General features: G+C 71.5%; 20 protein-coding genes. 16 read left to right on the top strand and 4 right to left on the bottom strand.

Going from position 1 to position 19522, the window contains the following annotated elements:
• Positions 1–139 precede the first annotated feature (139 nt).
• The 14 genes from Pdca_RS08280 (at position 140) to Pdca_RS08220 (ending at position 11960) form a co-directional block, all read left to right on the top strand.
• Positions 140–667: a hypothetical protein gene (locus Pdca_RS08280; RefSeq protein ID WP_085913783.1), complete on the top strand. Its 528-nt coding sequence runs from the start codon at positions 140–142 to the stop codon at positions 665–667.
• A 77-nt stretch (positions 668–744) separates the two neighbouring features.
• A complete protein-coding gene (locus tag Pdca_RS08275) occupies positions 745–1458 on the top strand; it encodes a hypothetical protein (protein ID WP_125911322.1) in 714 nt (237 codons plus the stop codon).
• Entirely contained in the window at positions 1452–2312 is an 861-nt protein-coding gene (locus Pdca_RS08270; RefSeq protein WP_085913785.1) for a hypothetical protein, read from the top strand. The genes Pdca_RS08275 and Pdca_RS08270 overlap by 7 nt, the downstream gene beginning before the upstream one ends.
• A 74-nt stretch (positions 2313–2386) precedes the next feature.
• A complete protein-coding gene (locus Pdca_RS08265; protein WP_166665918.1) occupies positions 2387–2929 on the top strand; it encodes an SAF domain-containing protein in 543 nt (180 codons plus the stop codon).
• The gene (locus Pdca_RS35410; protein WP_158092204.1) at positions 2926–3681 is read left to right on the top strand and encodes a CpaE/TadZ family protein; all 756 of its coding nucleotides are present in this window, start codon (positions 2926–2928) and stop codon (positions 3679–3681) included. The genes Pdca_RS08265 and Pdca_RS35410 overlap by 4 nt, the downstream gene beginning before the upstream one ends.
• Complete coding sequence (locus tag Pdca_RS08260) at positions 3678–5051, top strand: TadA family conjugal transfer-associated ATPase (protein WP_158092205.1); 1374 nt, start codon at positions 3678–3680, stop codon at positions 5049–5051. Before Pdca_RS35410 ends, Pdca_RS08260 begins: the two co-directional genes overlap by 4 nt.
• Positions 5048–5956 (top strand): type II secretion system F family protein, encoded by a 909-nt coding sequence (locus Pdca_RS08255; RefSeq protein ID WP_125911321.1) that lies wholly within the window; start codon positions 5048–5050, stop codon positions 5954–5956. Before Pdca_RS08260 ends, Pdca_RS08255 begins: the two co-directional genes overlap by 4 nt.
• A complete protein-coding gene (locus Pdca_RS08250) occupies positions 5953–6837 on the top strand; it encodes a hypothetical protein (RefSeq protein WP_125911320.1) in 885 nt (294 codons plus the stop codon). Before Pdca_RS08255 ends, Pdca_RS08250 begins: the two co-directional genes overlap by 4 nt.
• Before the next feature lie 16 nt (positions 6838–6853).
• Entirely contained in the window at positions 6854–7048 is a 195-nt protein-coding gene (locus tag Pdca_RS08245; RefSeq protein WP_085913790.1) for a hypothetical protein, read from the top strand.
• Positions 7049–7059: 11 nt separating this feature from the next.
• Positions 7060–7440 (top strand): TadE family protein, encoded by a 381-nt coding sequence (locus Pdca_RS08240; protein ID WP_125911319.1) that lies wholly within the window; start codon positions 7060–7062, stop codon positions 7438–7440.
• Entirely contained in the window at positions 7437–7874 is a 438-nt protein-coding gene (locus Pdca_RS08235; protein ID WP_085913792.1) for a TadE/TadG family type IV pilus assembly protein, read from the top strand. Before Pdca_RS08240 ends, Pdca_RS08235 begins: the two co-directional genes overlap by 4 nt.
• Positions 7853–8302, top strand: a complete 450-nt coding sequence (locus Pdca_RS08230; protein ID WP_141287068.1) for a hypothetical protein — start codon at positions 7853–7855, stop codon at positions 8300–8302. Before Pdca_RS08235 ends, Pdca_RS08230 begins: the two co-directional genes overlap by 22 nt.
• Complete coding sequence (locus tag Pdca_RS08225; protein ID WP_085913794.1) at positions 8299–11379, top strand: LysM peptidoglycan-binding domain-containing protein; 3081 nt, start codon at positions 8299–8301, stop codon at positions 11377–11379. Before Pdca_RS08230 ends, Pdca_RS08225 begins: the two co-directional genes overlap by 4 nt.
• Positions 11376–11960, top strand: a complete 585-nt coding sequence (locus Pdca_RS08220; protein WP_085913795.1) for a prepilin peptidase — start codon at positions 11376–11378, stop codon at positions 11958–11960. Before Pdca_RS08225 ends, Pdca_RS08220 begins: the two co-directional genes overlap by 4 nt.
• On the opposite strand, the gene Pdca_RS08215 is transcribed toward Pdca_RS08220, so the two are convergent.
• From Pdca_RS08215 to Pdca_RS08200, 4 genes are all read right to left on the bottom strand, one after another.
• Positions 11912–12700, bottom strand: coding sequence for a hypothetical protein (locus tag Pdca_RS08215; protein WP_085913796.1), 789 nt, complete (start codon positions 12698–12700; stop codon positions 11912–11914). The two genes, Pdca_RS08220 and Pdca_RS08215, sit on opposite strands and share 49 nt — an antisense overlap.
• Positions 12700–13284 (bottom strand): hypothetical protein, encoded by a 585-nt coding sequence (locus Pdca_RS08210; protein ID WP_085913797.1) that lies wholly within the window; start codon positions 13282–13284, stop codon positions 12700–12702. Before Pdca_RS08210 ends, Pdca_RS08215 begins: the two co-directional genes overlap by 1 nt.
• 69 nt (positions 13285–13353) lie before the next feature.
• Positions 13354–14745 carry a relaxase/mobilization nuclease domain-containing protein gene (locus Pdca_RS08205; protein ID WP_125911318.1) on the bottom strand — a complete coding sequence of 464 codons (1392 nt, stop codon included), beginning with the start codon at positions 14743–14745 and terminating at the stop codon, positions 13354–13356.
• Positions 14746–14780: 35 nt separating this feature from the next.
• Complete coding sequence (locus Pdca_RS08200; RefSeq protein ID WP_125911317.1) at positions 14781–15143, bottom strand: hypothetical protein; 363 nt, start codon at positions 15141–15143, stop codon at positions 14781–14783.
• 289 nt (positions 15144–15432) lie between these two features.
• On the opposite strand from Pdca_RS08200, the gene Pdca_RS08195 reads away from it, so the two are divergent.
• Entirely contained in the window at positions 15433–18861 is a 3429-nt protein-coding gene (locus tag Pdca_RS08195; RefSeq protein WP_125911316.1) for a DEAD/DEAH box helicase, read from the top strand.
• Positions 18861–19448 (top strand): restriction endonuclease, encoded by a 588-nt coding sequence (locus Pdca_RS08190; protein WP_158092206.1) that lies wholly within the window; start codon positions 18861–18863, stop codon positions 19446–19448. Before Pdca_RS08195 ends, Pdca_RS08190 begins: the two co-directional genes overlap by 1 nt.
• Positions 19449–19522: the final 74 nt, after the last annotated feature.

The following is a 19522-nucleotide window of genomic DNA, read 5'->3' as shown; positions in this document are numbered from 1 at the left end:
GTCCGAGCGGCAGGCCGGGAGGTGGCCGCCCGCTCGCTGCAGGAGCTCGACAACGAACTACAACGATCCGGGATAGGGCTATCCACAGTCGCTGCATTCGCCGTTGCGCACGCCGCTGCTCTCATCGAGCGTCGGACCCATGACCTCTCTGCGGGCGGTGCTGTGCCTCGCCCTACCGATCACCGTGGCGCTGTCCTTCACAGGTTGTGCGTCCGCCTCGTCGTCTTCGGGCGACCTCGACACACGCGCCGGATGCGCCGTCGTCACCGCTTCGTCCACGATGGTCGGGTCGCAGGTCGTGATGGACGTGACGGCGACGGTTTGCCACGACCCGTACGGCCATCCGCGGTCTGTCGACGCTGCCGCTGACCGGGTCGCTGAGGTCGTGTGGCAATCGCTCCGGCTGCCCGTCGACTCGGTCCACGTCCGCGTGCTCGGGTCGGCCGGGGCACCTGACGGAGCGGCGATGATCTTTGCGAGCGAGAACCTCGAGGCTCGATTCGGTCCTGGCCCATCCGGAGTGGTGTGGCCGGTACGCCAACACGGTGTCGGAGACAGCCTCTGGTTGCTCCTCCCAGTCGCCTACGTCGTTGCCGGGCTCGGCATGGTCTGGGTCGCGCGGGCCACAACGCGCGCTGGAGTAGTCATGTTCCTGTTCCGCCGGTGATGCTGACTGCCCGGGGCCTCGGCTCCGAGTGTCCGACCGCGACGCGCGTCCAGCCCTGACACGGCACCCGCTGCACGATGACCGTGGTCGATGCGTGGTTGGCCATTGCTCCATTCGAGCGACTTGAAGTCATTCGCCCACGGCGCAAATTGCGCGGTGGTAGGCCTGTGACCGTTGTCGACCGGGCCGCGACCACGCATCGACAACGGATCGACAACGCATCGACCACGCCCGACCGCACCATCAGCAGCACCGGCAGAGGAGGGGATGAAGTGACCATCACATTGGGGCGGATCGCTCCCACGATGATGCTCGTCGCTGTCCTGCTATCGGGTTGCTCGATGGCGCCGGACAGCGCGCCGCCGACCCCCTCCAGCACGACCGCGCAGGCGCAGCAGGCGCTGTCGGCGTACGAGGAGTTCTGGACGGTGACCGACTCAGCGTTCGCCGCGCCCGCATCGCGAGATTGGACGGAACGTATCGAGGAGGTCGCGGTCGGGCAGGCCCGGGAGGCACTGCAGGTCGACGTGGCGAACTACGCGAGCGTCCCAGCGCATGCCGAGGGGGCCGTGACACGCGAGCCGACCGTGGGCGAGATGACGGCCGAGCGGATCGAGATCGTCGACTGCGTGGATCTCGGAGATTCCCGCCTCGTGGCCGACTCCACCGGGAACGTTCTGGACGATTTGGAGAACCGGGTCCCTAGATATCGGTTCCGCGCCGAGCTGGTCCTGCTCGACGGGCGCTGGATAGTTGAGCGCACAGCACCTTCCCTGGGCGAGCCGTGCTGACCGCGCCGGGCCTCGCCGCGATCCTCCCGGCCGTCGTGATGGTGCTGGCCGCGGATACCGAACCGCCCGACTGCGTCGTGATCGACAGCATCGGCCGATGCGTGGTCGCGGCGTACGACCCAGGCCGCCCGGGTGGACCCCTTGACCCGGATCGCGACGACGAGAGCTCCGCGGAGCCTCGCTCGCAACGGAGCCGGCCCAGCGGCGGCGCCGATGCCTCGACACAACCGCCCCGGCCGCGGATCGTGGCGAAGCCGTTCGGGGACGGGGGGTGGGTGCAGGGCATGCCCATCGATCCGAATGACCTGTTGAACGGCGTGCCCGTGGACAGACTGCCGGCGCCCGACCCCGTGGTGATCGGGCAGCTACTGACCCAACGTGCCGTCGAGCAGCTGACCCTGGCCCCACCAGCGGTTCACACCTCGGTCGCCGACACGGGTTTCATCGGCGTACCGATGTGGCTGTGGATCGACGACGAGGGCGCCGGCCCGGTGTCCGCGACCGCCACCGCCGGCGCGGCGCAGGTCACCGCTGTGGGCCGGTTGTCGGCGGTCGAGTGGTCGATGGGCCCTCCGGGCGCGACCGTGCGGTGCACAGGGCCGGGCACGCCGTGGACGGGCCAGGACGGCTCGTCGCCGGATTGCGGATACGTCTACGAGTTGCGGTCGCTCCCGGAACGCACCGCGGGGAGCGGACGCTGGACCGTCACGGCTACCAGCGTGTGGACGGTCACCTGGTCGGGAGTGAGTGGAGGCTTACCCGTCGACGGGCAGCAGACGGTGCGCGTATCGGCCGACACCTCGCTAGCAGTGGGCGAGGTTCAGGTACTTGTTGACGGCGGTGGTGACCGATGACCACGACCCTTCCCCGAACCGCCGAGCGCCCCGATCCGGCGCCGCGGCCGTTGCGCCGCCGACGTTCGTCGCGCTTGCTCCTGCTCGCCGTGGTGCTCGCCGTTGCCGGTGCGTTCCTCGCCGCGTACGCCTATCGCGGCGCGGTGGTCCGAGACGGAGTGGTCGCGATGGCTCGCCCCGTGCCGTTCGGCGCCGTCGTCCAGATCGCCGACCTCCGCGAGGTGCAGCTTCCTTCGGACGCTGGGCTCACCACCGTCGCTTGGCGCGACGTCGGCACGGTGGTGGGCATGCTTGCGGCTACCGACCTGCGGGCCGGGCAGACGATAACGGCCGATTCCGTGACCGGAGACCGCAGCCCGGCTCCGGGTGAGGCGGTGGTGGGGCTGTCCGTCGAGGCGGGCCGGGTCCCGTCGTCGCCGCTCGCGGCACGGGACCAAGTGCTGGTGATCACCGGTGGTGGAAGCCCGCCGAGGCGCGCCACGATCGTGCGAGCGGGCGAGGCCGATGTAACCGGTCGGCGCAGCATCGACGTCCTCGTTCCACAGGCCGATGCCGAGGAGCTGGCACTCGCTTCCGTCGAGGACCGCATCGCGGTCGTCCTCGTGGGTCGGGGGTGAGCGGCGTGCTCATCGGCCTGGCCTCGGCGAAGGGCAGCCCGGGCGTGACGACCTCGACGCTCACACTCGCCTCTGTCTGGCCGCGGACCGCGCTGGTTTTGGAAGCCGATCCGTTCGGTGGCGACATTCGCGCCGGGCTCGGCGAAGGTGAGTGGCCGTCGACTGCCGGGCTGGCAGAGGTGGTCGTCGACCTGCGCTCGACCGGTCTGAACGAGGCGTTGACCCGCCGGGTGCACAAGCCCGCGCCACACGCCCCGCCGGTACTCGCCGGGCTGGCCTGCGTCGGGCAGGCGACGAGCGTGCCCTGGTCGCGGCTGGGCTCGGCCCTGGCCCGGCTGACCGGAGCCGACGTCCTGGCCGACTGCGGCCGTTTCGCCGCAGCCGACGGCGTCGCTCCGCTGCTGCGCGAGTGCGACGCACTGGTACTGATCACCGCGTCCTCGCTGCGCGCCGTCCGCGCCACAGCACGGATCGCGCCGCTGCTCCAAGAGGAGCTGGCCGTCGGGCCGGACGACCCGCGGGTGTCGCTGTTGGTGGTCGATGCGGACGAGCCGTACCCGGCGGCCCAGATCGCCGCGGCATGCCGGCTGCCGCTGCTGGGCGAGCTCCCGGACGATCCGAGGGCGGCCGCAGTGTGGAGCGACGGCGCTCGCCCGTGGCGGGCCTTCACGCGAAGCCCACTGCAGCGCGAGGCGCGCCACATCGTCACCAGGATCATGGCAATCGGTGGGCGCGCGCGAGGTGCGGCATGACGCGACCCGTGAACGGGGTGTCACGTCGCGCACCGGTGGATCATGACCTGGCCCGAGGTGTCCATGCCGCGGTCGTGCAGCGGCTGGCCGAGACACCCAACCGGGATCGGCTCAATCCGGCCGATCAGCGCCAGCTCGTTCTGGCCTGGGTGCAGGCCGAGCTCGACGTCGAAGCGCGGCGACGGGTCGCGAAGGGCCAGACGCAGCTCACCCAGGACGGTGAACGCGCCGTCGTCCGCGCGGTGGAGAACGCGGTGTGGGGCCTCGGCCGTATCCAGGAGTTGCTCGATGTCCCCGACGTGGAGGACATCCACATCAACGGCTGCGACGTGCCGATGCTGCGGATGGCCGACGGATCGATCCGCGCCGCCGACGGCCCGATCGCCGACACCGACGCCGACCTGGTTCAGCAACTGCAGTACATCGGCGCGAACCACGGCAGCTCGGAGAAGGCGTTCTCACCGGCCCAGCCGTGTCTGAACATGCAGCTACCCGACGGGTCACGGCTGGCCGCGATGCGGGAGGTGGTGCCGCGCCCGGTCGTGACGATCCGCAAGCACCGGCTGGTCGATGTGCGGCTGCGCGACCTGGTCCGGCTCGACACGGTCTCGGGAACGCTGGCACGGTTCCTCGCCGGTCTCGTCACCGCTCGCCGGAGCATCCTCGTCACCGGGATGCCCGCCTGCGGGAAGACGACGCTGTTACGTGCTCTGGCCCGGGAGATCGACCCGTGCGAGCGTTTCGCGACCCTGGAGACCGAGTTCGAGCTGAACCTGCATCGCCTCCCGAACCGGCCTCCGCTGCTCTACGCCGCGGAGTGCCGTTCCGGCTCGACCGAGCGTGACCCGGCGACGGGGCGCCCGGCCGGGGAGATGACTTTGTCGGACCTGCTGCACCAGACGTTGCGCATGTCGGTGACCAGGGTGATCGTCGGCGAAGTCCGGGGCGCGGAGGCGTTGCCGATGCTGGAGGCGATGAACGCCGGGATGCCGGGGTCGATGTGCACGCTGCACGCCGGGTCCGCGGCGGAGGCGTTCGAGCGGCTGGTCACCGCGACGATGAAGGGGGCCGGGTCCGGGTGGTCGGACACGTTCGTGACCCGCCTGGCCGCGCAGGGCATCGACTACGTCGTCCATCTTCGGCACACCGCCGTGGTGCCCGGCGCTCGGCGGACCCGGTTCGTGTCCGAGGTCGCCGAGGTCACCTCGGTCGGGGAGAACGGCGGGGTCGCGATGAACCGGGTCTTCGCCCCTGACCCCAACGGCGATCCGCGGGCGGTGTTCCAGCTACTCCCGCAGAACCGGAGGCCCTTCGAGGAGACAGGCGTCGATCTGGGATTCCTGCGCGACGCGAGCGGGTGGTCCCGATGACGCTCGGCGCGCTCGCCGCAGCGGCGGCCGGAGCCTGCCTCGCCCTCGGGGCCATGCTGGTCGTCGCCGGAATCCGCGGACGACCCCCCGAGCCGCGCCTGCCCGCCGCGCCCGCGCCGCCGTGGCTGCAGCGACTCCGCCGCATGTGGGCCGCGATGGGCGACCCGGCCCGGTCGCGGACGGATCGCCGGCGCCGCGCTGTGGGCTGGGTGGCGGCGGGAGCCGTCGTGTGGGTCATGACCGGGTGGCCGGTCGCGGGCGTTGCGACCATCTTGGCCGGGCTGTGGCTGCCGTGGCTGCTGGGCTCGGCGCGCGTGGTGCAGGAGCGGATCGCCACGCTCGAAGCGCTGGAGAGCTGGTGTCGCCGCATGGCCGACACCCTCACCGGCGGCGGGGCGATCGGGCTCGCCCAGGCGATCACCACGACAGCTGGCCGCGTCGACGGACCGATCTCCGACGCGGTGCGCGCCCTGGCCCGCCGCCAGCAGACCGAGCAGGGCCATCCCGCCACAGCGCTGCGCGAGTTCGCCGACGCGGTCGACGACCGCACCGGCGACACCGTGGCCGCGGCTCTCCTTCTCGCCCTGCACCAGCAGAGCAGCGGCATCGCTGAGGTACTGCGGCAGCTCGCCGACGGTGTCGCCCGCGACGTCCGTGCCCGCCGCGAGATCGAGGCGGCCCGGGCGGAGTCCCGGCAGTCCATCCGCATCCTCCTGCTCATCCAGGCCGGCCTGCTCGTCCTGCTCGCGGTCGTCCCGACGTTCGCCGCGCCCTACAGCACCCCTGCTGGTCAGGTGGTCATGGCGGTGCTGCTCGCCGGCACGGGTGGGCTGCTGGTGTGGATGCGCCGCCTGTCGCTCGGTCGGACCCCACCCAGATTTCTCAGTAGGGCGGGCGCGCCATGACCGGCGGTCTGGGGCTCGTGCTGATGGCGGGCGCACTGGTCGGGGTATCGGTAGCGCTGGTCGTCGCCGCGTGCAGTCGAAGCCATCCGGTGCTCGTCGACGCCCTCGCCGCTCTTGACGAGCGCAGAGTCCGGCCCGCGCACGAGCCTGAGGGTCGACGCGAGCGGTTGCTGCTCCCGGTCCTGCGCCGGTTGCCCAGCGCCGTCCAGGACACCGATCTGGACCTCCTCGGGATCGGGCGTGACCGGTTCCTGATCGGCGCCGCGACCTCCGCCGCGACCCTCGCCGCGGCCGGTCCAGCCCTGGCCGTCGTAATGGCCCTGCTCGCCACCGGAATCCCCGTCGTCGTGCCGACCGGGTTCACTCTCGTCGGGCTGCTGATCGGCTGGACCGGTCACGCTCGCCGCACCCGTGACCGTGCGGAGGACGCCCGCGACCAGCTGCGGTCCGCGCTGGTCGCCTACCTGCAGCAGGTCAGCCTGCTCCGGCGCGGTGGCGCCGGGGTGTCGACCGCGCTGACGTTGCCGGGGCAGCTGCTCGCCGACAGCTGGACCCTGCGGCGCCTGCGCGACGAGCTAGAGCTCGCCCAGCGTGCCGGCGAGATGCCGTGGGAGGGACTGCGGCGGTTCGGCGAGCGCGTCGATATCGACGAGCTGACCGATCTCTCGGCCATCGCCGCTACTGCCGGACAGGACGGCGCGGCGGTGGTCGGCACCCTGCTCGCCCGTGCGGAGAGCCTCGGCGACGAGCTCCGGTCCGACGAACATGCCGACGCCCACCGGGCGAGCGGCCAGATGAGCACACCCGGGGCGCTGCAGGTCTTCCTCATCGCTATGTGGGTGTTGTTTCCAGCAGGAACCGCGCTGCTCGGCAGCGTCTGACACATCGGAGGTCAGCATGATCCAGCAACTCACCACGTGGTTGCACCGTTGCGCCTGGGCGATCCGCGCGCGATTGGAGCCCCTTGACGAGCGCGGCGGTGGCCGCAACACCGACGAGGGATTCCACATCTCGGCCGGTGCCGTGATCGCCGGAACGATCGCCGCAGGCGTGACTGCGTACATCGCCAACAAGCTCGGCGCGCTGAGGTAGGCGAACAAACCGTGGACGAGCGAGGTGGGGCCACCAGCGTCGAGATGGCGCTGCTGTGGGGTGTGCTGACCATGCTGATCCTCGCGGTCGTGCAGGTCACCCTGCTGTTCTACGCCGGCCAGCTCGCCCTGACCGCCGCACAGGACGGCCTGCGGTCCGGCCGCTACTACTCCACCGAGTCGGTGACCGACGCCGCCCGGCGTGACGCCGAGGACTTTCTCGCCCGCGCCGGAGGCACCACGCTGACCGACGTCTCGATCACGGCCACCGTGGACGACGGCACGGGGCTACTCCGGGTCCAGGTGACTGGCACGGCGCTGTCGCTGATCCCCGGTGTTCCGCTCGCGATCTCGAAGGAAGCCGTCGGTGGGCTCGAACGGGTCACACCATGATCGTCGACGTTCGCGGCGAGCGGGGCGGCAGCGCGTCGGTCGAGGCTGCGGTGCTGGCCGTCGTGTTCGGTCTGCTCATCGCCTTCGCCATCGCCGGCGGCCGGCTCGTCGCGGCCGAGGCGGCCACCGATCACGCCGCACGGTCCGCGGCCCGCCTGGCGTCCCTGCAGCGCGACGCCGCCACCGCGACCACCGTCGCGTACGACGCGGCCGCGCTCACCCTGGCCGAGCAGGGACTGCGATGCACATCTGTTGACGTCGCGGTCGATACGAGCGGGTTTGCCCGACCGCTCGGCACGGCCGCATCGGTCAACGCGACGGTGCGATGCACGATCAGCTGGGCCGATCTCGGACTCCCCGGAGCTCCCGGCACCCGCACCGTGGATTCGACCTCCACCAGTCCTCTGGACACATGGCGGGAACGAATCAGATGATCATCAAAGTCGATCGGGAACGGGGCGGCGGCGCGGTCAGCGCGCCGATGGCGATCGCCGCGCTCGCTCTGCTGGCCGCCATCGGGCTGGGCATCGACGGGGTGCGCGCAGCACAAGGTCTCGCCACCGCGGACGCGGTCGCCGAGGAAGCCGCCCGGGCCGCAGGGCAAGCCCTGGACGTCGACGAGCTGCGACGTGGGTCGGCGGTGGTCGACCCGGCCGGGGCAGTCGCGGCGGCTCAGGCACACCTCGCCGCCGCCGGGGTCGACGGGACGGTCACGGTCGTTGCACCGCAGCGGATCCGGGTCGAGGCCCGGATCACCCAGCCCACCGTTCTGCTGGGTCTTGTCGGTCGCACCGAGATCACCAGCAGGGGCGCCGCAGAAGCGGTGCTGGTCGCGGTGCCTCCCGACGGAGGCCCGCCGTGAGGCTCCTGTCCCGGGTCGCGTCCGCGCTCGCAGCGACCGCCGCCGTAGCCGGAATCGTGGTCGGCATCCCGACCGCATTCGTGCTGCTCATCCCGCCGCTCATCGATCGCGTCGTGCCGGAAGGGATGTCGGTCGTCGAGCTGCTCCTACGCCCGGACGACGGCACGCTGCTGATGGCGTTCCTCGCGCTCGTCGGCGTCTGCGCGTGGTTCGTGCTGGCGGTGTCGATCGTCGGCGAGCTGGTTGCTGCGCTCGCGCACCGGTCGGCGCCGCGGATCAACCTGCCCGGCTTCGGGCTGGGCCGCAGCATCGCCTCCGCGCTCGTCGCGATGATGCTCGGAGCTGGACCCGCCATGGCCGTCCCGACCGCCGCAATCACCTCGACCGGACTCATCCAGTCCGATGGCACCGCCGACCTGATCTCCGTCGCAGCAGCCAGGTCCGACCCGGAGCCGACCGGTCCGGTGCACGTCGTCATGGCGCGGGACACGCTGTGGCGGATTTCGGAGACGGCGTTGGGAGATCCGTTGCGATGGCGGGAGATCTACGACCTCAACGCCGGCCGCGAGCAGGCCGACGGCGGCCGCTTGACCGAAGCATCGGTGCTGGACGTGGGCTGGCGACTCTTCCTACCCGCCGACGCGCGGGAGGTCATTCGGGTCGAGCCCGGCGACACCCTGACCGGGCTCGCCGCCGAACACCTCGGTGATCCCGCACGCGCCGATGATCTCTTCGCGGCGAACACCGCCACCCCGCAACCCACCGGGGGCGTGCTCGCCGACCCCGATCTGATCTACCCAGGATGGGCTCTCGCGCTGCCCGCGACACCGCTGCCGCACGCCGACCCGCCGGTGCCCGCCGTCCCGATGCCGGAGGCAACACCACCCCCTGCCGAGGAGACCTCGACTCCGACGGTCGTGCCATCCGAGCCCGACAGTGATGCGGACTCGACCCTCGTCACGCCACAGCCCACGCCGCTCCCAGTCCCGGACATCGCCGCCTCGGCCGGCGCCGAAGAAGCGGGACCGGGTCTCAGCATCGCTGCGTTGGGAGTGTCCTCACTCGTCGTGGGCGGGATGCTCACCGCGCTCGCGGTGCGGCGGCGCCGGCAGCTACGTCACCGACCGAGCAGGCACCGCATCGCCGTCCCTGCCGACGAACCCGGTCGTGTCGAGTGGTCGGCCCAACACGCCGCACAGACCTCACCGACCCTCCACCTTGATCTGGCACTGCGGTCGCTCGCCCACCCCGACCGCGGGGATATCCCGGTCCCGGTCCTGCGCTCCGCCCGGCTGACATGCACCGACGCGCTGGTCACCCTGGCGGAGTCGACGTCGCTCCCGGCACCGTTCGTCGCCCTCAGCGAGCATGACCAGTGGAGACTCGACGCCGACGACCCGCTCCCCGTCCCCGCCGACGAGGCCGCCGGGTGCTGCGCTCCGTTCCCGACCCTGGTGTCGGTGGCCACCGACGACGACCGCACCCTGCTCATCGACCTGGAGCAGCGCGGCGTCCTGCGGATCGGAGGTGAGCCCGCGCGCTGCGTCGCACTGCTGCGCCACATCGCCGCGGAGCTGGCCACCAGCCACACCGCCGAGGACACCGAGGTGCTGCTCGTCGGGCTCGGCGACGAGCTGCCCGCACTCAACCCTGAGCAGCTACTCGTCGTCACCGATCTGACAACAGCTCTCACCGAGATCGAGCACCGGACCGCATCCGTGGGCGCCGAGCTGCAGCGGCTGGAGATCACCTCTGTCGTCGAGGGCAGGCTGCGCGATGTCGCTGCAGACTCCTGGCTCCCCACCGTGTTGCTGGTCGCGACCGAACCCGATCAGGACGAGCGGGTCCGACTCGACGCCCTCGCTGCGGCCGATCCAGGATCCAGCGCCGTTGCGGTCGTCGTGTTCGACCCGGCGGATGCGGAGCTGCGCATCGGGGACGACGGTCTGCTCGAACTGCCCGACATCGACGACGGCCCGTGGCAGGCCGCCCAGCTCACCGAGAACGCCGGCACCCACCTGGCTGCGATCCTCGGCTCGACGGCTGACCCGCCAGTTCCGGTCGGCCCGGCCGGCAACCCCGAACCCTGGGCATCGGGGATGCAGGACGACGGCTCGCTCAGTGCTCCGGAGGACGTCGACGGCAGCGCGGACACGGGGATCCCTGAACCCCGCCAACCCGAGCCGTCAGCCGATCCCGGCGCCGCCCGCCTACTCGCCACCGTCGATCACCAGGACCCGCACCTCGACGACGATCTCACCGCTTGGCTCGACACAGGGCAACCGTCGGTGCCGATGATCGCGATCCTCGGCGAGCCCGCCGTGCGGGCACCCGGCCCGTTCCCGACAGCCCGACCGAGCTGGTTCGCCGAGGTGCTGGTCTACCTGGCGCTGCACCCGCTGGGGGTCACTACCGCGAAGGCCGTCACCGACCTGTGGTCCGACGGGCGGCGAATCAGCCCGGGCACGATCCGGCACGCCCTCTACGGCGCCCGCCGCTGGGCCGGTCAAGGCTACGGCGGCGATCCGGAAGCGACCTTCGTCAGCGGCATGCAGAACGACAGCAGCTACCGGCTGCGCGGGCATCTGTTCGACTGGGACCTGTTCCGCCGGCTCCGCAAACGCGCCCAGGCCCGCCACGCGGCAGGCCATGCAGGCGCAGTCGACGACTACAGCGCGGCCCTCGCCCTCATCCGCGGGCCGGTGTTCAGCAGTCTGCGCCCCGGCGGGTACGCCTGGCTCAACAATCACGACCAGCGCCACGACCTGCAGATCCCTGGGTTCATCGTCGACACCGCACACGAACTCGTCGACATTGCCCTCGCCGCGCAGGACACCGCGCTGGCCCGCCGGGCCGCCGAGCACGCCCGGATGGTCGACATCGACGCCGCGTTCGACCGCCCTCTCGTCGACCTCATGCGCATCGCCCACGCCGAGGACAACCGTGCCGAACTCGAGATGTACGCGACGGTGCTGCTCGACGCGCGCGGCTTCGACGTGCCCGAGGAGCTGGCGCCAGACAGCTTCGCCGTGCTCCACGACCTGCTCCCGGCCGGGCTCCGGCGTCCGCGCTCATGACGAGCGGCGTCGTCGCCGCGACGACTGCCGCGGCCACCTTGGGCCCGCTCACGCTCGTACTGGCCCGGCGCAGGATGCACGCGGTGTGGAATCCCGGACCTGCCGAGACCGTGGCCCTCACCACTGCCGTTGGTGTCGTCGCCGCGTTCGTGGCGGACGGATCGCGGCCGGCGGCGGTGCTGCTGCCGCTGGTGCTGCTCGGTCCGGCCGCGGCCGTCGTCGACGCGTACGAGGGACGGTTGCCCGACCTGCTCACCGGGCCGCTGCTCGGCGCGACCCTGCTGACCGCAGCCGCTTCGGGTCCGGACGGTGTTCGCGGCATCGCTGCCGCAGCCGTCGTCACGGTCCTCGCCGCGCTGGCCACCGTGATGCTCACCGACGCGCTCGGGTGGGGTGATGTGAAGCTGATACCGACCCTGGCCATCGTCCTCGGCCACCATGGCGCACTGCTCGCCGGGCTTGTCGCGGTGGTGCTGCTGGTGGGTGTGACGACTGCCGTGATGAGCGTCCGGGACCGGCACGCCATCGTGCCCTATGGCCCGGCGCTGGTATTCGGCACGATCGGCGCAGCCGGTCTTTGAATCATGAACCGGCGCGGCGCCGACCGCACCACGGCCCGCCGCGCCCGGCGACCCGGCGCTGCAGTTGCCTGCGCCGTGGGGCCGGGTGGCCGCACGACAGGTGGCGCGTCGAGGTCGACGCCGTGGAACCGGCCCCGGATCGCTGCATCGGTGCGACGGTCCGTCCCGCGCAACGCCCCTGCGACAGCACGATCGATGCCCCGAGCCGGGTCGAGCTGCTCGACGAACGCGGCCAGATCGACCTGGCGGGGCAGCGTCGGAACCGGGGCCGCTGCCCCGCTCACGGCCCACGGAGCGAGTTCCGCGACCGGCCTGGTCAACAGGTGCACGCGCAGCGCGTCGGCGATGTCCCGAGCGCCGACCGCAGCGCCGACCGGACCGATGCCCGGCACGTTTCCCACCACCGCCCATCCCTGCCCGCCGCTACCGGCGAGGGAGACGACGTCGGCCGATCGCGGCCCGGAGCTGATCAGCTCCCGGGCCGCCGTGTACGAGGCCATGTCGAGCGGCCGGGGAAGCCGTCCGGTCGGGGTCGGTTCGGTGGCGCCGATCGCGGCGTCGAGTGCCGTGGCCGCTGCGGTCAGGTCCCGCACCGCCGTGGCGCGGGCCGCCCGGCCGCCGCGCCCGCGGGCAGAGGCGCGGTGCCGGGCAAGCCGATCAGCGATGAACGTGGCGATCTGCGCGAGCTGGTAGGTCTCGTAACCGCCCAACGTCGGCAGCGGATAGTCCGGAGCGGTCATCACACTGCCCTCTGTGCGGTAGACCGCGATGACCTCGCCGAGGCCCGGGCGCCAGAGGCGGCCGGTCGAGGGGACGACGACGAGCGCCGCACCAGACTGGCTGGCACGGCGAATGCTCGAGCGGCCGCGCACGCCGCCTGCTCACGCGCGCTTACCTCGCGTATGGGGAGGAACGCGGTGGCGGCGAGCTCCTCGGCCCGGTGGAAAGCCGCCTTCGTCGATTGGTACGCGCCCAGGTCGCGCACGTCGAACATCACCCGCCCGAGCGCCACCCGCAGGTAGCTGTTGCGTCCGGGCGGACGCTCCAGGCTGGCGAACACCACGGGGCCATCGGACAGCTCGACCATCACGGCCGGGTCCGCGACGCCACGAAGTGGCTCGACCCGCTTGGCGTCACCTTCCCGGGGAAGCAGCCGCACGGCGCCACGGCTCGCGTTCCAGGTCCGGGCGACCGCGGACACCGTCTCCGCGTCGTGCATGTAGACCAGCGCCCCACCGACCCGCACGCTCACCGCGGCCCCATCGGTGCCCGGCCGATGCGCAACGACCGTCGTGTCCTGCAGACCCACCAGCGCGACGAGCACGCTGACCGCTTGGCGATTACGTGGCATCCGATCCCCGCCTCCGACCACGAACCCGGGCGCGACACCCTTTCAGCCGCGCGGCTGACCGGAGCGTCGCGGGACCGGACGGTCGATGCGTGGTCGGCGTGCTGCGGATCCGTGGTCGACCAGAACACCCTCGGTCACCGGCCCCGTCGCCCGCCCGGCGGCCCACCGGCCGACCGTGTCCGCCGCCGCCCCTGCCGCGGCAGCCTGGTGCTCACGGTCGCGTTCCCGCTGCCACGCCGCGATCTCGCGGAGCAGGGCCGCCACCGCGACGGCCAAGGCCACCATCGCCGCTCCGGGTTCGTCCGGCACCCCGAGCATGCCGCGCCGCCGCACCAGCTGCCGGGCCACCCGACGCAGCCCTGCCCCCGACGGACCCGGCGCTGCCGCGACGCCCCGTGGCGGTCGAGCGGCCCGATCGAACACCTCGGCGGCCGCGCCCAGCTCGTCCGACCAGCCCCCCATCCCGATCAGAAAATCCCGGGTCGCGTGCGCGATGCCATCCGCGTCCTCGCTACCGGCGCCGCGCCGCGCCGCGCCCACCGCGGCCCGCGCACCCTCCACCCGCCGCCGCGCCGCCTCCATGGGAGCCGCCGTGTCCGAGCCCTGCGCGGCCTCATCCCAGGCCCGCAGCAACCGCGGCAACGACAGATCAGGGGCCAGCTTGCTTCCGCTGTAGAACACCGTCCCGCCGGCCGCGGTGACATCGCCGCGGCGCGCCACCTTGTAACCGAGCGGATCACCTGACGGCGCCCGCCGCAGCTCTATCAGGTATCCGGCTCCTTTCAGCGCCGCGACGAACCCGGCGAGGCCATCGGACCCTACGGCCGCGTTGCGTGCTGCCCGGGCCAGCTCGACCCGCGCCGGCTCACGGCCCTGCCGCCGCGCCTTCTCCAACTCCCCGCGCCCCGGAGCCCGCGCTGCCGTCCCATCCGCCGACGCGGTCACCGTCAGCCCCAGCCGCCGCTCGATCCGCTGTGCGGCCTCCCGCAGCCGCGGATAGTCGCGGCGGGGCCAGATTCGGCGGCAGTCGTCCTGCCGCACCAGCACCACCGCGATGTGGATGTGGTCATCGGCGTGCCGGATCGCCACCCACCGTGGCCCGCCCGCGTCATCCCGGGCCGCGACCCCGGCCCCGTCGAGCAGCTCACGAGCGATCTCAGCCCACTCGGCGTCCGACAACACCCGGTCGCCGCCCGCAACGCGGGCCGAGCAGTGCCACACGTACCCCCGCTTGCCTTCGTCGTCGTGCTCGGGCAGCCCGGCGGCCACCGCGGGTGCGCGAAGCGCCCGGATCAGCGGCCCGAGATCCCGGCCGGATTTGCCATCACCGTGTTGAGGCGGCTGCCACGCAGCGTCCCGCCCGTCCCAACTCGCCACGACCCGCGGACGCACGTGCTCCTGCGCGCGGCCCGGCCCCATCAAGTACGCGATCAACCCGCCGACCCTCCACCCGTGCACTACCTTCGTGATCATCGACGCGGCCGTTCGAGCTCTGCGATGACCGCATCGACGGCGGCGTCGAGCCGGACAAGCATCTCCATCACATCCTCGAGCCGGGCACCGCCCGCCCTCGCAGCACGCTCGACGGAAACCGCGTCCACGTGCAACCGCAGCAGATCAGGCAGCCCGACCACGGCGTCGGAGCCGCCCGTCGCGACGGCGAGCACGGTCTGGCCGACCCAGGCGCCCACCGCCAGACCAGCCAACGCCGCACGCTCCCGGACCACGACCAGCTCGGCATCGGACAAGCGCACGACGATCTGACGCTGCCGCGGACCCTCAGCCCGCACCCGACGACGCGCCAGTTCGTGACCCTGCTCGCTGCGCTCCACGGCCGCCGATGGCACCAGCCAAGCGCTGCGGCAGCGTGGTCACCGCGTCCCGCCCAGTCGCACGTGACCCGAGCCTCTGCTCAACCGGTAACTCTCGGTATGGCGACTTGTCGGCCGCGCCGACCTCGGAACGCCCCCGTTCCGCAGCGACCACGCATCGACCGCATGCGGAAGCATTGCAAGCACTGATATCTCGCTGCGTACGGTGATCTCCAGAGCCACACCACTCACGAACGAGTACGCCGATGTACGCGGTGACGGCGAGGTCGAGTCTGTCGGCATCCGGAGCGTGGCCATCGAGCGCGTCGCGCGCGGCTCACGAGACGCTGCTTCCCCCGACCTGCATTCCCGCCCCTGCTCTCCAGACCCGGCTGTTCAGCTCGGTGTGCACGGCGACAAGGAAGCGGTCATCCATCGGGTCGCTCTGCACCCGGGGCCGCGCCCAGGACCGCTCGCGGGGTGTCAGTGGTGGGGTCCACTGCCGGACGAACGGGTCGCCCGGATAGTGTCGCTGCAACTACTCGGCGTCACCGCTGACATCGGGATCATCGTTCGGCGAGAGCGGGAGCAGGGTTTGGTGGGCGACGAGCAGGAGAGCGCAGCGCGACACTTCCGCGGGCTATTCGTCGGGGTCGACCGGTACCAGTCACGCGCCGTGCGCCGCCTCGTGTCCGCCGTCCGCGACGTGACCGCGTTGCACGCTGTCTTCTCCGACAACCTCGGCGGGACCAGCACCCTGCTGACCGATGCTACCGCGACGCGACCGGCGGTCCTGGCGGCGCTCGAGGACCTCCGGCGACGCAGCACCGCCGATGACGTCGTGGTCGTGGCGTTCTCGGGACACGGCAGCGACACCCACGAGCTCGTCACCCACGACGCCGACCCGGAGAACCTGCCGACCTCGTCGATCTCCCTCGACGAGTTCACCGACCTCGTCAGTGCTATCCCAGCCCGACAACTCGTCGTCGTGCTGGACTGCTGCTTTTCGGGCGGTGCCGGGGCGAAGGTGCTCAACGCCCCGCTGATTCCCCGCGGCGCCCCCGGCGGCCTGCCCGCCTCGACCGAGGCGAGATTGGACCGGATGGCCGGAGTCGGACGGCTAATCCTGACCGCATCTACCGGCGACCAGGAGGCGTGGGAGGACCCGCGGCTCGGTCACGGTCTGCTGACCTACCACCTGATCCAGGCACTGCTCGGGGCCGCTGCGCCGGGTGCCCATCAGGTCGCCCTGTACGACCTGCTGGCGTACGTGGTGCGGGAGGTCAAGGCCAAGGCGTCCGGCACCGTAGCTGCGCGGCAGGAGCCCAGCCTGCGCGGGCATCTGGACGGAGAGCTCGTGTGGCCCGTGTTCGCGGCGACAGGACCGCTGTACTCGGAGCTGTACCCGCAAACAGCGATGACCCCCGCGACGGAAGACCTGGCCGGCCTCCGCGACCACGGAGTGCCGCAGACGGTGCTGGACGCGTGGTCCACCCGCATCCGGTGTCTGAACCCGCTGCAGATCGCGGCGATCAACGAAGGGGATCTTCTGCGGGGCGGCAACGTCCTCGCCGTCGCGCCCACCTCATCGGGCAAGACGATGCTCGGCGAGCTCGCTGCGGTGCGCGCAGCCCGGGTCGGCGGCCGTTCGGTCTTCCTTCTCCCAACCAAGGCGCTGGTCAACGAGCAGTACGACAGGTTCGCGGCCACCTACCGCCCGGTCGGGCTGCACGTGCTGCGGGCCACCGGCGAGCACAGCGACGACGTACCGGCGCTGTTGCAGGGGCAGTTCGACCTCGCTGTGCTGACCTATGAGAAGTTCGCCGGGCTAGCGCTCGGCAACCCACACCTCCTCAAGATGCTGTCCGTCGTCGTGATCGACGAGGTGCAGACCCTCGTTGACCGTGGGAGGGGCGCCTACCTGGAGTTCCTCCTGACGCTGCTCAAGGTTCGCCGCGCAGTCGGTGTCGCGCCGCAGGTCGTCGCGCTCTCGGCAGTGCTGGGCGACCTCGGTGGGCTGGACAGCTGGCTCGAGGCCACGGTGATCCGTCGGAACGAGCGGCCGGTACCCCTGCTGGAAGGGGTGCTCGGTCCCGACGGCGTGTTCCGCCACCTAGCAGAGGACGGGTCCGAGGCGACCGAGCCATTGATCGCGCCCGCGGGGTGGGTCCAGCGCAACCGCGATCTGGTCATCCCCCTGGTGGCCAAGCTGGTCGCCGATGGCCAGCAGGTCATCGTGTTCCGCAGCACCCGTGGGGCGACCCGGTTCTGCGCGCGCTACCTCGCCGACTCCCTGGGGCTGCCGGCGGCAACAACGGCCCTGGACGGACTGGCCAGTGCCGATCCCAGCGTGGTGCTGTCGGAGCTCCGCCGCTGCCTGGCAGGGGGCGCCGCCTTCCACATCTCCGACCTCGCCCGCGACGAGAAGATCGTCCTAGAAGAGCAGTTCCGCGCACCGGACAGTCGGATCCGCGTCCTGGTCTCCACCACGACCCTGGCGCAAGGAGTCAACCTGCCCGCCGAGACCGTCGTCATCGTCGAGCTGGACCACCCGGGAGCAGCAGGGACGACGACGCCCTACACCGTGGCGGAGTACAAGAACATTGCTGGACGCGCAGGCAGGCTCGGGCTCACAGCCGTCGGTCGGTCGGTCCTCGTCGTCAACGGGCCCGTCGACGCCCAGCGCCGCTGGGAGGGCTACGTCTCAGCGGATCCCGAAGACCTGCACTCCCAGCTACTGGACGTCTGCCAGGACGTCTACACCCTCGTGCTCCGCGTCGTGGCCGTCGCCGCGCGGCGTGGAGAACACCTGGCCGAAGACGATGTCCGCGATTTCCTGGCGAACAGCTTCGCGGCCCACCAGCACCGCACCACCGCCGGAGTGGACCCGTTCCCCGCCGCCACGGTGTCGTCGACGCTCGACGAGCTTGTGTCCGTGGACCTGATGACGTCGGGGCCGTCCGGTCTCGCACTGACCGAGCTCGGCACCTACGTGGCGCAGAGCGGCCTGCGGGTGTCCTCGGCCGTCCGCGTGGCGCGGGTTCTGCGGACCCTGCCCACGGCCCACCTCAACCGAGCTACGTTGATCGCCGCCGCCCAGCTCACCGACGAGCTGGACGAGGTGCGCATCAGGGTCAACAAGCGGGGCTGGCAGAGAGAGCAGCAGACCTTCTTCACCGAATTGCGCCGCCACCGGACGGCCGAGCGGATGCTTGCCGCGCTCCCGGCCGCGCACGACGCCGCGGTCGGCATCGCCCGAGCGAAGCGTGTCGTCGCCTGCCTGCTCTGGACCGGGGGCGTCGCCATCGGTCGGTTGGAGGAACTGCTTATGAAGCACCTGCCCGGCAACGACGCCGCAGGGTCGGCCCGGGCAGTCGCGGCGCGGACGCAGGACGTCATTGGTGCCGTCGTCGAGATCGCTCGGTGCTTGCACCCCGGCGCGGAGCTCGACCGGCTGGCCGGGCAGCTCCCGGTCCAGCTGGAATTCGGAATCCCCGCCGAACTCGTCCCGCTGGCCTTGCACGCGGACGGCGTACTCGGTCGGCCGGACCTGTTGCGCCTGCTCCGCCAGGGCCTCACCGACCCGGCGGCGATTCTTATGGCCGACGACGACACGCTCGCCGAATGCGTCGGCAGCGATGCCTCCCGGGTGGCACTGCTGCGGCGGGTGGCCCAGGAAGCTCAGGACGACGCCCACGACCTCGAGTTCGCCGACGTCCTGCCCGTGGCGGTCGACTGATGCCCGGACTACCCGATCCCGCCATCGCGGCCGACGACCACCCCGACCACTGGCCGGCCTTCACCCTGACCCCCGCCCAATACGAGCAGGCCGTTGCGGAGATCGCCAAGACGATGAGCCCGGACATCGCCGACTGGCAGGTCCAGCACCTCGATCCCGTCGAGGGGTACGACGGTACGTACGTCATCGACGTCACCGTGCGCTTCCGGCTGGCCGGCCTGGACTTCCTCGTCCTGTTCGAGTGCAAACGCCACTCCTCTGCGGTCAAGCGCGAGCACGTCCAGGTGCTCCTCACGAAGATGCAGTCGACCGGCGCCCAGAAGGGCGTCATAGTGGCCGCTTCCGGCTTCCAGAGCGGCGCGCTGCGGTACGCACAGGCGCACGGCATTGCATGCGTGAGACTCGTCGACGATGCCTGGACCTACCTGTCCAGGGCACCGGACAAGGGGTCGGAGCCACAGCCCACCGGCACCTACGTGAGCTACGTGGTGACTCCCGACGCGGACGACTACAACGTCGTGATGCTCTCGGAACGCTCAGCCGTCGGGCGGGACCTGCTGCTGCGGACGGCACCGACGGCGGACTGAGAAGGGTCACGAGCTCCGACGCGGACCCGCGGTTGGGCCAACGAGTTGTCGTGAAACCGGCTCGGCCTGCTGGG

The organism is Pseudonocardia autotrophica, from assembly GCF_003945385.1.
GTDB lineage: Bacteria > Actinomycetota > Actinomycetes > Mycobacteriales > Pseudonocardiaceae > Pseudonocardia > Pseudonocardia autotrophica.
Note: the sequence above shows the minus strand (reverse complement) of the source record. Positions and strands in the feature narration are given on the sequence as shown.

Coding starts and splice junctions, on each gene's coding strand:
- Pdca_RS08220 (WP_085913795.1), top strand. CDS start 11,376: ATGACGAGCGGCGTCGTCGCCGCGACGACTGCCGCGGCCACCTTGGGC.
- Pdca_RS08215 (WP_085913796.1), bottom strand. CDS start 12,700: ATGACCGCTCCGGACTATCCGCTGCCGACGTTGGGCGGTTACGAGACC.
- Pdca_RS08245 (WP_085913790.1), top strand. CDS start 6,854: ATGATCCAGCAACTCACCACGTGGTTGCACCGTTGCGCCTGGGCGATC.
- Pdca_RS08235 (WP_085913792.1), top strand. CDS start 7,437: ATGATCGTCGACGTTCGCGGCGAGCGGGGCGGCAGCGCGTCGGTCGAG.
- Pdca_RS08280 (WP_085913783.1), top strand. CDS start 140: ATGACCTCTCTGCGGGCGGTGCTGTGCCTCGCCCTACCGATCACCGTG.
- Pdca_RS08250 (WP_125911320.1), top strand. CDS start 5,953: ATGACCGGCGGTCTGGGGCTCGTGCTGATGGCGGGCGCACTGGTCGGG.
- Pdca_RS08255 (WP_125911321.1), top strand. CDS start 5,048: ATGACGCTCGGCGCGCTCGCCGCAGCGGCGGCCGGAGCCTGCCTCGCC.
- Pdca_RS08230 (WP_141287068.1), top strand. CDS start 7,853: ATGGCGGGAACGAATCAGATGATCATCAAAGTCGATCGGGAACGGGGC.
- Pdca_RS08260 (WP_158092205.1), top strand. CDS start 3,678: ATGACGCGACCCGTGAACGGGGTGTCACGTCGCGCACCGGTGGATCAT.
- Pdca_RS08275 (WP_125911322.1), top strand. CDS start 745: ATGACCGTGGTCGATGCGTGGTTGGCCATTGCTCCATTCGAGCGACTT.
- Pdca_RS08190 (WP_158092206.1), top strand. CDS start 18,861: ATGCCCGGACTACCCGATCCCGCCATCGCGGCCGACGACCACCCCGAC.